12 protein-coding genes are annotated in these 13901 nt (G+C 50.8%); 11 read left to right on the top strand and 1 reads right to left on the bottom strand.

The window, feature by feature from the left end:
- Window positions 1-46 precede the first annotated feature (46 nt).
- Window positions 47-565, bottom strand: a complete 519-nt coding sequence (locus BSPA111_RS17705; protein ID WP_183272473.1) for an Hcp family type VI secretion system effector — start codon at window positions 563-565, stop codon at window positions 47-49.
- Between the two features lie 661 nt (window positions 566-1226).
- On the opposite strand from BSPA111_RS17705, the gene tssB reads away from it, so the two are divergent.
- Genes tssB through vasI form a run of 11 tightly spaced genes read left to right on the top strand, consistent with a single transcriptional unit; the run spans window position 1227 to window position 13898 of the window.
- Entirely contained in the window at window positions 1227-1727 is a 501-nt protein-coding gene (gene tssB, locus BSPA111_RS17710; RefSeq protein ID WP_183272474.1) for a type VI secretion system contractile sheath small subunit, read from the top strand.
- A 29-nt stretch (window positions 1728-1756) separates the two neighbouring features.
- A complete protein-coding gene (tssC, locus tag BSPA111_RS17715) occupies window positions 1757-3232 on the top strand; it encodes a type VI secretion system contractile sheath large subunit (protein WP_183272694.1) in 1476 nt (491 codons plus the stop codon).
- 5 nt (window positions 3233-3237) lie between these two features.
- Complete coding sequence (tssE, locus tag BSPA111_RS17720) at window positions 3238-3663, top strand: type VI secretion system baseplate subunit TssE (RefSeq protein ID WP_183272695.1); 426 nt, start codon at window positions 3238-3240, stop codon at window positions 3661-3663.
- Between the two features lie 5 nt (window positions 3664-3668).
- Entirely contained in the window at window positions 3669-5489 is a 1821-nt protein-coding gene (gene tssF, locus BSPA111_RS17725; RefSeq protein WP_183272475.1) for a type VI secretion system baseplate subunit TssF, read from the top strand.
- The gene (tssG, locus tag BSPA111_RS17730; protein ID WP_183272476.1) at window positions 5456-6502 is read left to right on the top strand and encodes a type VI secretion system baseplate subunit TssG; all 1047 of its coding nucleotides are present in this window, start codon (window positions 5456-5458) and stop codon (window positions 6500-6502) included. Before tssF ends, tssG begins: the two co-directional genes overlap by 34 nt.
- A 16-nt stretch (window positions 6503-6518) precedes the next feature.
- Window positions 6519-7817 carry a type VI secretion system-associated FHA domain protein TagH gene (gene tagH, locus BSPA111_RS17735; RefSeq protein ID WP_183272696.1) on the top strand — a complete coding sequence of 433 codons (1299 nt, stop codon included), beginning with the start codon at window positions 6519-6521 and terminating at the stop codon, window positions 7815-7817.
- Window positions 7814-8338: a type VI secretion system lipoprotein TssJ gene (gene tssJ, locus BSPA111_RS17740; RefSeq protein ID WP_183272477.1), complete on the top strand. Its 525-nt coding sequence runs from the start codon at window positions 7814-7816 to the stop codon at window positions 8336-8338. The genes tagH and tssJ overlap by 4 nt, the downstream gene beginning before the upstream one ends.
- Window positions 8339-8340: 2 nt before the next feature.
- The gene (gene tssK, locus BSPA111_RS17745; RefSeq protein WP_183272478.1) at window positions 8341-9684 is read left to right on the top strand and encodes a type VI secretion system baseplate subunit TssK; all 1344 of its coding nucleotides are present in this window, start codon (window positions 8341-8343) and stop codon (window positions 9682-9684) included.
- Window positions 9685-9688: 4 nt separating this feature from the next.
- Window positions 9689-10504: a type IVB secretion system protein IcmH/DotU gene (gene icmH, locus BSPA111_RS17750; protein WP_183272479.1), complete on the top strand. Its 816-nt coding sequence runs from the start codon at window positions 9689-9691 to the stop codon at window positions 10502-10504.
- Between the two features lie 8 nt (window positions 10505-10512).
- Window positions 10513-13179, top strand: a complete 2667-nt coding sequence (gene tssH, locus BSPA111_RS17755; RefSeq protein WP_183272480.1) for a type VI secretion system ATPase TssH — start codon at window positions 10513-10515, stop codon at window positions 13177-13179.
- On the top strand, window positions 13176-13898 hold the full coding sequence (gene vasI, locus BSPA111_RS17760) for a type VI secretion system-associated protein VasI (RefSeq protein WP_183272481.1): 723 nt from the start codon (window positions 13176-13178) through the stop codon (window positions 13896-13898). Before tssH ends, vasI begins: the two co-directional genes overlap by 4 nt.
- The last annotated feature ends 3 nt before the right edge of the window (window positions 13899-13901 follow it).

Consider the following 13901-nt stretch of genomic DNA (forward strand, 5'->3'; position numbering starts at 1 on the left):
CAAAACAGCCCCCTGTCCGCAGGGGCAGGAGGCTGTTAACTGATGCTTATGCTTCCAGCGGCGCACGCCAGTCATCGGCACCGGAAGTACCAGACTTGACGTGTTCCCACTCGATTTTGCGGTAGGCCAGCTTCACGGCGAGTAACTGTGTAAATTCACGCTGTGCTGGATCCTGGCAGTGCGGCATATGAAGGTTGATATCGACAATAGTCGAGTCAGTCAGGCGGGTGGTGAAATAGTGCTCTTGCTTACCTTCGATCGAGGTACGCCACCATTTAAGTTCAGTGGTTGGTAGCATTTCACCTGAAGCTAAGGCGTTGTATAGCAGCGGAACTGCTTTATTCAGCGCAACAGTAAAGATAAACGGCTTATGCGCGCGCTGGCCTGAAGGCTGACCGGATTGCGGATCGGTCGGCACGGTAACGTTGTGCAGGAATTCCTGCACCAGCATTTCATCTTCATGGCCCTGTACATAAATGTTACCGACAGAATCAGCGGTGAATGCACCTGCAGTGATGTTTCCCTGGGTTTGTCCTGTCATCGAGATATAACATGGTGTTGGCATAATCATTAACTCCTTGTGGATGGTCTTAGTTACTCTTATGGCTGCCTGCCGTTAATCCTCGGCAGGCGAAAGCGGTACGGCTAGACATCGAGAACCGCTTTGTTCCTGTATCCGGTTTACGAATAAATTTCGCCAGACCAGATAACTGTACAAATACCTGCCAATGCTATTTAAATATGTTCCCATAAATATTTTAGTATTGTTGGTTCTATTTTAAATATATCCGACTTAGGACAATATCGAATCATATATAACATTGCATTTTATGATTTAAATCTCATTATCGATGGTTTTTTAAATGTTTATCAATGTCACAGGCGTTAATAATAATGCATGTAAATGAATTCGCTATTTGCCTGAGCTATGGATGGTTGTTTTGATATTTTAAATTAAAATAAATTAAGTGAATAGATATTTTATTTTGTTGTTTTTATTGATTATTTTTATGAATCTATTAATTATTTATATGCTTCTTTAATTTGTATTTGCATTTTGCATGTTTATATAAAACTCTTTTAAAATTATTTTTAGTGCGTAATATGCGACACGATTAAGTAGTTGTTTAATTATTTACTGCCACCGAGTAAGCGTTCCCGGTATTTAATTGCTGTCCGGGTTATGTTGTATTCATGGCCTGAACGATAACCTGATGGACTTTTTTATGAGCAGCAATAAAAACGATGGCAGTATCGCGCCTAAAGAGCGCATCAATATACGTTACACCCCAAAAACTGATGGGCAAATGACAGAGGTTGAGCTGCCGCTTAACCTTTTGGTTACTGGGGATCTGAAAGGTGGAACTGATGACACGCCGCTGGATGAGCGCCACCCAGTTGCTATTAACCGAAACAATTTTAACTCGGTGCTGGAGCGTGCAGGGATCGAACGTGAGTTCGCTGTTTCGTCAGCACTAAGTGAAGACCCCAATGCCTTGATGAATATCAGCCTGAAAGTGAAGTCGATGGCCGATCTTACGCCGGACAATATTGCAGCCCAGGTGCCAGAAATAAAAAAAATGCTGGAATTGCGTGAAGCACTGGTGGCTCTACGCGGTCCTATGGGCAACGTGCCAGCGTTTCGGGCCCGGCTTCAGGCGTTGCTGAATAACGAAGAAACCCGCGAGCAGTTGATTGCGGAGTTAGGCCTTGCAGGCCAGAAATAACTTTGTACAAGGATTTCAGTATGTCAGACATCTTATTACAGGAAGACTCTGTTACCACGAATCCAGCCGCTGCATCGTCTTTGCTGGACGAAATTATGGCGCAGACTCGCTTCCAACCTGAGTCAGAAAGCTACGATGTTGCCCGCCAGGGTGTGACGGCATTTATTACCGCCCTGTTGCAGAGTGACGATAGCGCAGAATCCATTGATATCCTGGCTGTTAACGCCATGATCGCCGACATTGATGAGCGTACTGGCCGTCAGATGGATCTCATTCTTCATGAGCCGAAGTTTCAGGAGCTGGAATCTTTCCTGCGTTCACTGAAGTTACTGGTTGACCATGCCGATCCACGCGAAAACATCAAAATTCATGTGATGCATGCCACCAAAGAAGAATTACTGGATGATTTCGAATTTGCCCCTGAAATCACTCAATCTGGCTTCTATAAGCATGTTTACTCCAGCGGTTTCGGTCAGTTTGGCGGCGAGCCTATTGCAGCGATCATTGGCAACTACGCCTTTGAAAACACCTCTGCTGATATGAAGTTGTTGAAATATATCAGTGCGGTCAGTTCGATGGCACACGCGCCATTCCTTTCTTCAGTCTCACCTGAATTTTTCGGATTGAACTCCTTCACCGAACTACCGGGGATTAGGGATGTAGCGGCTATTTTTGAAGGCCCGTCTTACACCAAATGGCGCAATCTGCGCGATTCAGATGATGCTCGCAATCTTGGCCTGACGGCGCCACGTTTTCTGCTGCGCCATCCGTACGCGGCGTACGAAAATCCAGTAAAAAGTTTTAACTACCAAGAGAATGTCAGCCGTAGTCATGAAGATTACCTGTGGGGTAACACCGCGTTCCTGCTGGCAGCCAATATGGCGGAAAGTTTTGCTTCTACTCGTTGGTGTCCAAATATCATTGGCCCGCAAAGCGGCGGGGCAGTAAAAGATTTGCCAGTCCATATGTACGAAGCGATGGGGCAGATTCAGTCAAAAATCCCGACAGAAGTACTCATCACCGATCGGCGCGAATATGAGTTGGCAGAGGAAGGGTTTATTACCCTGACTATGCGCAAAGGCAGCGACAATGCCGCTTTCTTCTCTGCAAACTCTGTGCAGAGGCCAAAAACATTCAGTAAAACCCCAGAAGGAAAGGCTGCAGAAACCAATTACAAACTGGGTACTCAACTGCCTTACTTATTTGTTATCAACCGATTAGCTCATTACATCAAAGTGTTGCAACGTGAGCAATTGGGTTCATGGAAAGTGCGTGGCGATCTGGAACGCGAGCTGAATACGTGGATCCGCCAGTATGTTGCCGACCAGGATAATCCACCCTCTGAGGTGCGTAGCCGTAAACCGTTACGTCAGGCGAAAGTGGAAGTGATGGACGTGGAAGGGGAGCCGGGCTGGTACCGAGTCGCGCTTAGCGTTCGCCCTCACTTCAAGTTTATGGGTGCAAGTTTCGAACTGTCACTGGTAGGGCGTCTGGATAGGGAATAACCATGATGATGGAACGAGAGTCAGGATGTGCAGGCAGTCTGTTTGAACGTATTCGGGAGGCGGCTGAGTCGCCTTTACGCAGAAAACCGAAACAAGCGCTATTGCGCTCTGTTCTGAACAACCTGCAAAACGTGCTTAACACTCGTTCCGGCAGTTGTCATGGGTCACCGGAGCTGGGGATCACTGACTTAAATGATAGTGTCCTGGTGTCCGGTGATTTCAGAGAGGGAATCAAAAATGCCATCAGCAACTGCGTTCTGCGTTTTGAACCACGAATTTCTGATGTGAATGTGACGGCTGTGGCAGAGGATGGTTATGCACCGCTGGAACTGCGTTTTCATATTGTTGCGACAATGGATTTCAGTGATAGCAGGGATGTTCTGGAGTTTGACATCCTACTGGATAACCATCAGCACTGGCGTGTGGAGTAAACCTGATGGCCTTCGAAGAGCGCTACTATCGTGAAGAGCTGGATTACCTGCGTCAGCTAGGAAAGCTGTTGGCGCAGGAAAAACCTTATCTGGCCCGCTTTCTGGCTGATAAGGAAGGTGACCCAGATGTAGAGCGCCTGATGGAAGGTTTCGCTTTTCTATCTGGTGGGTTGCGACAAAAGCTGGAGGATGAATTCCCTGAATTCACGCACGGCTTAATTAATATGCTGTGGCCAAATTATTTGCGCCCGGTACCAGCCATGACGGTCATCGAATATCAGCCTAAAAATGAACTGAAAACGTCAGTTCAGGTTTGCCGTGATGAACTGGTAAGAACCCAGACCAAAAGAGGGTCACTGTCCGCCACTCAGGGTACGCTGACCGACGATAAAGAAGATTCGCCACCTGCCTGCCATTTTACTTTGGCGCGTGATATCTGGTTACAGCCCTTGCATGCCGGGGATGTGCGTAATAGCAGCACCATGAAAGATGGGTGCATTGAAATAGATCTGTTTACTGACAGTAACGTACCTCCTGGTGCACTGGACCTGAATAAACTCACTTTCTGGTTGGGCAACGAAGACGATTACACCCGCCATCAGCTTTATTTGTGGCTCAGTGAGCGGTTAATGGATGCTGAATTGGTCGCCGGAGATCGTCATGTGCCACAGCCGGATCTGTGGCTGGAGGCGGCCGGATTTGAGCGTGAGGATGCCCTGCTACCCTGGCCGAAAAATGTCCATAACGGCTACCGCGTTCTTCAGGAATATTTCTGTTATCCGGAGAGTTTTTTCTTCTTTCATCTACGGTGTGCCACACCACTGCCGGAAGATTTTCCGGTCACTAACTTTACGTTGCGCCTGCGCTTTAATCAGCCGCTACCTGTTGATGTCAAACTGCGTAAAAATTCTTTACGCCTCTATTGTACGCCAGCAGTAAACCTGTTTGCGCATCATGCTGAACCCGTCAGTCCGGATAACAGTGCATCGCAGTATCCACTGCGAGCCAGCCAAAAGCACCCGGAATCCTATGATATTTTTTGGGTAAAATCGGTTTCCAGCAATATAACAGACAGCGTTAAGGATAAACGTGTTCGTCTCTGGCCTGAGTTTGAAGGATTTCAACATCAGATCGAATACAGCCTCAAACGAGAAGTTATTTACTGGCATCACCGCACAAAAAACTCACTTTTCCATAGTGGTCAGGATCATTCCATTGCTTTTGTCCATGCTGACGGTAGCCAACCGGATAATTCCCTGTTGGGGGGGGAAGTCATCACGGCTTCACTGGTTTGCACCAACCGAATGCTTCCAGTTCAACTGCATGCTGGCGACATCTGCGTTGCCGTTAATAAAAATCCAGCGGTAGCGTCCTTCAGTAATGTCACTCGACCGACCAGGCCGCTGTATCCGATAACAGACGGTGATATGCACTGGTCGCTGATTTCCTGCATGAACCTGAACTATCTCTCCCTGTTGGATCGAGAGGCTCTGGTTCAGGTGCTGCGCACATTCGATTTACCCGGCATTCATCATCCGCAGCAGGCTCGACTCTCCGGCCAAAAATTGGATGCAATCGAAAATATAGAATCTCGCCCTGTTGATCGATTGTTTAAGGGCGTGCCAGTGCGGGGACTGTCAACCACGCTGTGGATAAACCCCGCACCATTTATTTGCGAGGGGGAAATCTATTTGCTGGGAACCGTACTGTCAGAATTCTTCTCGTTGTATGCCAGCATCAATTCGTTTCACTGTCTGAAAATTATTAACACGGAAAGTCAGGAGTACTGGGAATGGCAACACACCGGCCAGCACGCACTGATGTAGGGAAACCTGCGTCGTTTCCGTCAGATGTACGTGGGGCAAATTTTTATGTGCTGATGGATGCGCTGCACCGCAAGTACGGCGATCCGAATCAGGAACCCTCCCTGCGTACTGAACCAGAAGGGGAAGTTGCGCTGTTCAAATCCAGTGCCAGTATTGCTTTTCCGGGCAGCGATCTGGATGTGCTCGAGCGTAACGGCGTCGGGCAGTTCACCCTGACAACTAAATTTCTCGGTTTTTCCGGCAGCCAATCGCCGTTGCCTGGTTACTACCTGGATCGGATGGCGCGGGAGTCTGCACAGAATGAAGAGGGAATGGCGGCGTTTCTCGACTTGTTCAGCCACCGCTGGACACAGTTTGTGTACCACGCCTGGCGCAAGTACCGCTATTACATCTGTTTTCGCAATGGTGGTACGGATGTTTTTTCACAACGGATGTACGCGCTAGTCGGGCTGGGTAATAAAAGTGTGCGTGACAAGCTGACTATAAACCACAGCAAAATGCTGGCTTACGCGGGTGTGCTGGCAACGCCGGGACGCTCGCCAGATGTAGTGTGCAACCTGGTATCTCACTGTTTTGATCTGCAGGAAGTCACTATTGAGAACTGGCAGTTGCGCAAAGTGCCGATTGAGTCTTCGCAGCAGAACCGCCTGGGCGTGCGTAATTCGAAAAAGAAAACAGCCGGTCATATTCCTGGGCGTTCGGTGATTGGCGTTAATTTTACGCTTGGTGCCCGCGTGCCAGATCGCAGTGGGAAATTTCTGTTGCAGATTGGCAACCTGTCAATGGAGCGCTATCTCTCGTTTTTGCCGGACGGTAAAAACCACCAGGCATTGATGATGTTTATTTCCTTCCTGTTGCGTGACCAATTCGCCTGGGATTTACGGTTGTGCCTGGCTCCGGATCAGGCAAAAGGAATGCGTTTGGGCGATCGGTCTAGATCTTGTGTGGGACGTACTGCATTTATTGGTCAACCGAAAGCACCGCCTTCAGTCACCCTCCACATCAGGGAATAATTCTATGGAACAGCATATGGCTGAGGAAAAACCACAGTCTTCTGCACTGTCATTGACTTTGCAGATAATGAACGGCAATGAACTGGAAAGCGGGCGTGCCGCAAAATGTGTCTTTACTGCCGAAGGCGGAGATATCGGTCATTCCTCTACGTGCCATTGGCCAATGCAAGATCGGGCCGGATCGATCCCGGGCCGTGCCTGCCAGGTGGTCCTGCATGACGGTGCATTTTGCCTACGGAGTTTGATGCCTGGACTGATGATCAATCTGGCTCCTGTCTCTGTGGATACAGGGTTAGTACGGCTGCGTCAGGGGGATGAAATAGTTCTCGGTGCACTTGCACTGAAGGTGTTTATCCATGAAGGAAAGCTGCTTAGCTATAGTGAGCAGATGGCAGCACCGGAAACTATCGTGAGTAACCGCGATCGTCTGGCAGATGCATTGTTGACCACCGATGGTCAGCCTGCTTACCCTGGAATGCCTCATCGCCACCAGTTGGTTGACACTGTAGTAAACGGTTTTTCGGCTGACCCATTACAAGCATTGCAGGCTGAAAGCCTGACCACAGCAGGCGATTTATTTTCTGGTGTGACGCATGTTCGCTCTTCCGCACCGCAGTCCGATCTTGCCAGGAATGGTGGGATCAATAATCAGTTTATGGATCTACCGCCGATATATGCCGACCCACGTCACAGTAATGATGAAGTGACTTCCCCGGCTGACATGGCGCAGCTCCATCTTGCCGTTACCCCACTGTTGCGTGGGCTGGGTTGTTCGCTTGCTGTGCGTAATTCACAAGATGCCGATGATTTTCTGGAAGAGGCGGGGCGTGCATTGCGTGCGGCGATTCAGGGGTTGCTCGATTTACAACACCGCCAGAATAGCCTGTCTGATAAACACTTGCGCCCATTAGAGGACAACCCGCTACGTCTGAACATGGATTACTCCACCGCGTTGGACGTGATGTTTGCCGAAGGTAAAAGCCCGGTGCATCTGGCGGCTCCCGCCGCTATTGGTGAGAGTTTGCGCAATATTTGCCATCACGAGGATGCGAACCGGGTGGCGATTAGCGAGGCATTACGCGTGATGCTCGACGCTTTTTCGCCGCAAAATCTGATGCGTCGTTTTGTGCAGTATCGCCGTAGCCACGAACTACGCCAGCCGTTGAATGACGCTGAGGCCTGGCGGATGTATAGCCATTATTACGACGAGTTGGCATCAGACCGCCAGCAGGGGTTCTCCATGCTGTTCAACGAGGTTTACGCCCAGGTTTATGACCGGGTATTACGTGAGAACCAGCGGGAGCCGGAAGCATGAATACAAAGGCGCTTCTGGCCTGCGTACTGATTAGTGTTGCATTAACCGGTTGCGAAACGGCGAAGAAACTTGGTCAGGTGATCAGCAACCCGAATATACAGGTTGGAAAGATGGTGGATCAGCCCTCAGAAGTTACCGTCACACTACTGACTGAACCAGACACCAATGTCAACGCAGATGGTGAAGCTGCTCCAGTGGATGTGCAACTGGTTTATCTGAGCGACGATTCAAAATTACAGGCCGCTGATTATGACCAGGTTGCCAGTACGCCGCTGCCAGATGTTCTGGGGAAAAACTATATCGATCACCAGGATCTCAGCCTGCTGCCGGACATCATGAAAACCCTGCCACCAGTGAAAATGGATTCGAAAACGCAGTTCATTGGCGTTATTGCCTATTTTTCCGACGACCAGACCACCGAATGGAAGCAAATCGAGCCAGTAGAAGGAATCGGTCACAGTTACCGCCTACTAGTGCATGTACGTCAGAACAGCATCGAAATGAAAAAAGAGGACAACTAACGATGGCGACCACGAAAAATAAGGTGCTCTGGCAGGAAGGTTTGTTTGCCATACCGCAGCATTTTCAGCAACAGCAGCGTAACCATGAATACCTGCTGAACCAGCGCATGAATGCGCTGGATGACTTTGTCTGGGGATTTACGACACTGGCTCTCAATACCGAATTGCTGGCTCAGGGCAAGATTATGCTCGATAGCGCTGCGGGCTGCATGCCGGATGGGACTGTATTCAGCGTACCTGAACAGGACCAGCTTCCTACGCCGTATCAGCCACTCGGTCTATCGATGCCAGGAAGCCATGATATTTACCTGGCGTTACCGGTGTTAAGCGATATCACTTGTGAAATTGAAGGTTACAAAAGCGCCGGACAAGGAACTGAGCGTTATCGACTGGCCCGTGCTGACGTTCGTGATCTGCACTCGGATGGTGGTGATGTACAGCAGATAGTGTTGGGGCAACTGGCCCTGAAAATTGTTAGTGGCGCTGATGATCTCAGTGCGATGGTGACGTTGCCGCTATGTCGTATTCGTAACCAATTGCCCAATGGTGCTCTGGTATTGGACGATAGTTTTATTCCCACTTGTCAGGCAATCCGGGTTAGCTCGGTACTAAACGGGTTTGTCGGTGACGTGCAAGGGCTTATTAGCAATCGCGCCAGTGAACTAGCAAAGCGCATTGGTTCGCCGGAGCAAAGTGGTATCGCTGATGTGTCGGAATTTATGATGCTGCAGATGCTCAACCGCAGCCAGATGCACTTCACTCATCGGTCACACCTGCATACCTTGCATCCGGAAGCCTTTTATCTGGATCTGGTCAGGTTGCTGGGCGAACTCATGACGTTTACCGAAAACAGCCGTCTCCCTTGTCCTGTCGAAGTTTACAGTCACCGCGATCTCACCCAATCGTTTAAAACGGTGATTCCAGAGCTGCGTCGGGCTCTTAATACTGTATTGATGCCGCGGGCGCAAAACCTGCCGCTCATCTTTAGTGATGGGGTTTATATCGCCACCGTTAACGACCCAACACTGTTGCAGTCCGGTTCCTTTGTGCTGGCAGTACGTGCGCGGATGCCACATAACCAAATTATTCTCCAGTTCACCCAGCAGTCGAAAATTGCTGCCACCGATAAAATCCGCAACGTGGTTAGCGTACAGGTTCCGGGTGTGCCATTACGTTCATTGACTGCTGCTCCACGCCAGTTGCCGTATCACGATGGCTACGTCTATTTCGATCTCGACAAAGGCGCAACGGCCTGGCAAGACGTGGTGAAAGCCGGTGCGCTGGCGCTGCATATTTCCGGCAACTTCCCGGAACTGGATATGCAGTTGTGGGCGATAAGAGGTTAAGGCCATGAGTGAACAGTCCGTTCTTATACCCGACAGAAATGACCTCTTGAGCACGACCGACGAGCCAGATCCAGGGCTGGCATTTTCGCTAGAAATAGGGGGAGAAACCACCCGTCGCCAGTACCGGCTTACTTTGCGTGGTAACAGCCTCAATCCAATAATCGATGCTGCCACGCCCCTATTGGGTATGGTGATGCGCGTTGCGGGGATGAACAGTAACGCCATGCCGGAGCAACTTTTCTCTCAGGTGGTGACGGACGTCCAGGCTGTGGAGCAACTGCTTCAGGAGCAAGGTTACGAACCTGGTGTGATTGTTTCGTTTCGCTACATCCTTTGTACCTATATAGACGAAGCCGCGCTGGGTAATGGCTGGTCAAACAAGAATGAATGGATCAAGCAATCGCTGTTAGTTCATTTTCACAACGAAGCCTGGGGTGGCGAAAAGGTATTTATCCTGCTTGAACGCCTGATCCGTGAGCCGAAGCGCTACCAGGATCTGCTTGAGTTTCTGTACCTCTGTTTCTCGTTGGGTTTTCGCGGGCGTTATAAAGTCGCGGTACAGAGTCAGGATGAGTTTGAACAGATTTACCGCCGTTTGCACCACGTCCTGCATGGGCTGCGCGGCGATGCCCAGTTTCCGTTGCTGCATCAAGATAAAAAAACGCAAGGCGGGCGCTATCAGTTAATCAAACGGTTGACCATCAAACATATTTTCTTCGGCAGCGTTACCGTGCTGGTGTTTTTTTATCTGTTTTACCTGCTGCGCCTGGACAACCAGGCACAGGACATTTTGCAGCAGCTTAACAAATTACTGCGATAAGGACGTTTATGATCCAGATTGATCTCCCCACGCTGGTAAAACGGCTGAACCTTTTTACCCGCCAGGCGATGGAAGCTGCCGCTGCGGAGTGCATGAGTCAGCAGGCGCCGGAAATTACCGTGGCACATGTATTGTTGCAAATGCTGGCCTCTGTGCGCAGCGATCTGCGTGTGATAGCTGAACGAGCTGAAATTGATATCAATGCGTTGCGCCAGGCACTGACGGTGGAAAACTGGCCTGGAACTCGTACACCGGATAACTATCCTGCTTTTTCCCCGATGCTTGCCGAGTGGCTGAAAGAGGGTTGGTTGCTGGCATCGGCTGATATGCAGCACAGCGAACTGCGCGGCGGTGTTTTGTTGATGGCTCTGTTGCACTCACCGCTGCGCTATATCCCCGTTGCTGCCGCCCGACTGCTAACCAGTATTAACCGTGATCAGCTACGCCAGGCGTTTACAGAATGGACACGTGAGTCTGCTGAATCTGTTGCACTGGATACTGATGCCCAAACCGTCAGTGCGAAAACGGACAATAGCGACAGCCTGCTGGCGCGTTATGCGAAAAACATGACTGAAGAGGCTCGTCAGAACCGGCTGGATCCGGTGCTGTGTCGCGATCGTGAAATCGACTTGATGATCGATATTCTTTGCCGCCGCCGCAAGAATAATCCGGTGGTAGTCGGGGAAGCGGGCGTTGGAAAAAGTGCATTAATTGAAGGCCTGGCGCTGAGAATTGTGGCAGGCCAGGTGCCAGACAAACTGAAAAATACAGACATCATGACGCTCGACCTGGGCGCATTGCAGGCCGGGGCATCGGTGAAAGGCGAATTTGAAAAACGGTTTAAGGGGCTGATGGCGGAAGTCATTTCCTCACCGGTTCCAATTATCTTGTTTATTGATGAAGCTCATACGCTTATCGGAGCTGGCAATCAGCAAGGGGGGCTTGATATCTCCAACCTGCTTAAACCTGCGCTGGCACGTGGCGAGCTGAAAACCATCGCTGCCACCACCTGGAGCGAATACAAAAAATACTTTGAGAAAGATGCCGCGCTCTCGCGCCGCTTCCAGCTAGTGAAGGTGAGCGAACCCAATGCTGCGGAAGCGACGATTATTTTGCGCGGCCTGTCGGCGGTATATGAACAATCTCACGGAGTGCTGATTGATGATGAGGCGTTACAGGCCGCGGCGATGTTGAGCGAACGCTACCTGTCAGGCCGTCAGTTGCCGGATAAAGCTATCGACGTGCTCGACACCGCCTGTGCCCGGGTGGCGATTAACCTCTCTTCTCCACCGAAACAGATATCCGCGCTGACCACGTTATCTCATCAGTGCGAGGCCGAAATCAGCCAACTTATGCGTGAAATTCGTATTGGGTTACGCACCGATACTACGCGGCTGGACGAGGTACATGCGCGGCACGAAGCCACACAGGATGAGCTGCGAAAGCTGGAAGAAGCCTGGAATCAGCAACAGACACTGGTGCAGAAGATTATTGCGCTACGCCAGCAATTGTTGAACGCAATACCTGATATGGAAGCTGTCAGTGATATCGAGCCAGAAACCCCTTCATCGGCTGAATGTCTGGCACAACTGACGGCGGAGCTGGACGCTTTGCATCACACCCAGTTGCTGGTCTCTCCGCATGTGGACAAAAAACAAATTGCTGCCGTAATTGCTGAATGGACTGGCGTGCCGCTTAATCGTCTGTCGCAGAACGAGATGTCAGTCATCACCGATTTGCCGCAGTGGCTTGGCGATACTATCAAAGGCCAGGATCTGGCGATTGACAACCTGCATAAACATCTGCTCACCGCGCGTGCTGACCTGCGGCGTCCTGGTCGACCACTGGGTGCATTCTTGCTGGCGGGGCCAAGCGGCGTGGGTAAAACTGAAACCGTGCTGCAACTGGCAGAACTGCTCTATGGCGGCCGTCAGTATCTCACCACGATCAATATGTCGGAATTCCAGGAAAAGCACACCGTCTCCCGGCTGATTGGTTCACCTCCAGGCTATGTCGGCTACGGTGAAGGCGGCGTATTGACCGAGGCTATTCGCCAGAAGCCGTACTCAATAGTACTGCTTGATGAAGTGGAAAAAGCCCACCCGGACGTACTCAATCTGTTCTACCAGGCGTTTGATAAAGGCGAAATGGCCGATGGAGAAGGGCGTCTGATTGACTGTAAAAATATCGTCTTCTTCCTGACCTCTAATCTCGGCTACCAGACCATTGTTGAGCATGCTGACACCCCGGAATTGATGCAGGAGGCTTTGTATCCGGTACTCGCTGATTTCTTCAAACCGGCGCTGTTGGCACGAATGGAAGTCGTGCCTTACCTGCCGCTGTCACGTGAAACGCTCGCCATAATTATCGCCGGGAAACTGGCGCGGCTAGATAACGTTCTGCGCAGCCGCTTTAACGCGGAAGTCGTTATTGAGCCGGAAGTGACCGACGAAATCATGAAGCGCGTCACCCGCGCAGAGAACGGAGCCAGGATGCTGGAGTCGGTGATTGATGGCGACATGCTGCCACCACTCTCGCTATTGCTACTCCAGAAGATGGCGGCCAATACGGCGATCGCACATATTCGGTTATCAGCCGCCGAAGGTACGTTTTCCGCAGAAGTAGAAGACGTTCCCGATGCCTTGCCGCAGACAGAGGAAGAAACTGTTTTATGAGCTGGGTGCGCGTTTTCCGGCAAAGAGGATGGCTGATGGCAGGGCTGTTCGCCTGTACTGCCTATGCGGACGCGCCATCTGCATCTGGTGTGGGGTTGGCTAGTGCGACCCCTCCGGACACGCAAGCTACCATCAAGGCGATGCAGTCTTGTCGCCGTGAGCCTGCGGCGCTGGAGCGTCTTGGCTGCTATGACCACATTCTCGCACCAGAGCAGACCGGGTTCGAAAGCGCGTTGGTCAAAGCCCGCTATCAGGGTGAAGCGTGGACACGTGCCACAGAGCAGGAAAAGCAACGTTCAGGTAACACCACTTCGCTGTTGGTAACGCAAACACCGGGAGATCGCCCAACTGTGGTCATAACTACCCCTGCAATTGGCAATGTCCCGCCGCGCCCGGTTCTGATGTTCAGCTGTGTGGACAACATTACCCGGATGCAAGTGGCGCTGAGGCACTCACTGGAGACGCATGATATCGCCGTGACTCTGACTGCGGATAACAAGACATTCCGCAGCCGCTGGTTTGTGCGCGAGAACGGCGTGTTGCTCGAATCCAGCCGAGGGTTGTCCGGTATAGATGAAATAACCCAGTTGTTCGGTGCCAAAACGCTGACTTTGGATACGGGCACGAACAGCACCGCCGGAAAGTTGACCTTTAATATCGACGGGCTGGCACAGGCCATCAGGCCGCTGCGCGATGCCTGCCACTGGGCGGGAGAATAAAAT

The sequence above is a fragment of the Buttiauxella sp. A111 genome (assembly GCF_014189855.1).
Classification (GTDB): Bacteria; Pseudomonadota; Gammaproteobacteria; order Enterobacterales; family Enterobacteriaceae; genus Buttiauxella; species Buttiauxella selenatireducens.

Excerpts from the sequence above, each read along its gene's own strand:
- tssG (WP_183272476.1), top strand. The coding sequence starts at position 5,456 with ATGGCAACACACCGGCCAGCACGCACTGATGTAGGGAAACCTGCGTCG.
- icmH (WP_183272479.1), top strand. The coding sequence starts at position 9,689 with ATGAGTGAACAGTCCGTTCTTATACCCGACAGAAATGACCTCTTGAGC.
- tssB (WP_183272474.1), top strand. The coding sequence starts at position 1,227 with ATGAGCAGCAATAAAAACGATGGCAGTATCGCGCCTAAAGAGCGCATC.
- tssK (WP_183272478.1), top strand. The coding sequence starts at position 8,341 with ATGGCGACCACGAAAAATAAGGTGCTCTGGCAGGAAGGTTTGTTTGCC.
- tagH (WP_183272696.1), top strand. The coding sequence starts at position 6,519 with ATGGCTGAGGAAAAACCACAGTCTTCTGCACTGTCATTGACTTTGCAG.
- tssE (WP_183272695.1), top strand. The coding sequence starts at position 3,238 with ATGATGGAACGAGAGTCAGGATGTGCAGGCAGTCTGTTTGAACGTATT.
- vasI (WP_183272481.1), top strand. The coding sequence starts at position 13,176 with ATGAGCTGGGTGCGCGTTTTCCGGCAAAGAGGATGGCTGATGGCAGGG.
- tssF (WP_183272475.1), top strand. The coding sequence starts at position 3,669 with ATGGCCTTCGAAGAGCGCTACTATCGTGAAGAGCTGGATTACCTGCGT.
- BSPA111_RS17705 (WP_183272473.1), bottom strand. The coding sequence starts at position 565 with ATGCCAACACCATGTTATATCTCGATGACAGGACAAACCCAGGGAAAC.
- tssH (WP_183272480.1), top strand. The coding sequence starts at position 10,513 with ATGATCCAGATTGATCTCCCCACGCTGGTAAAACGGCTGAACCTTTTT.
- tssJ (WP_183272477.1), top strand. The coding sequence starts at position 7,814 with ATGAATACAAAGGCGCTTCTGGCCTGCGTACTGATTAGTGTTGCATTA.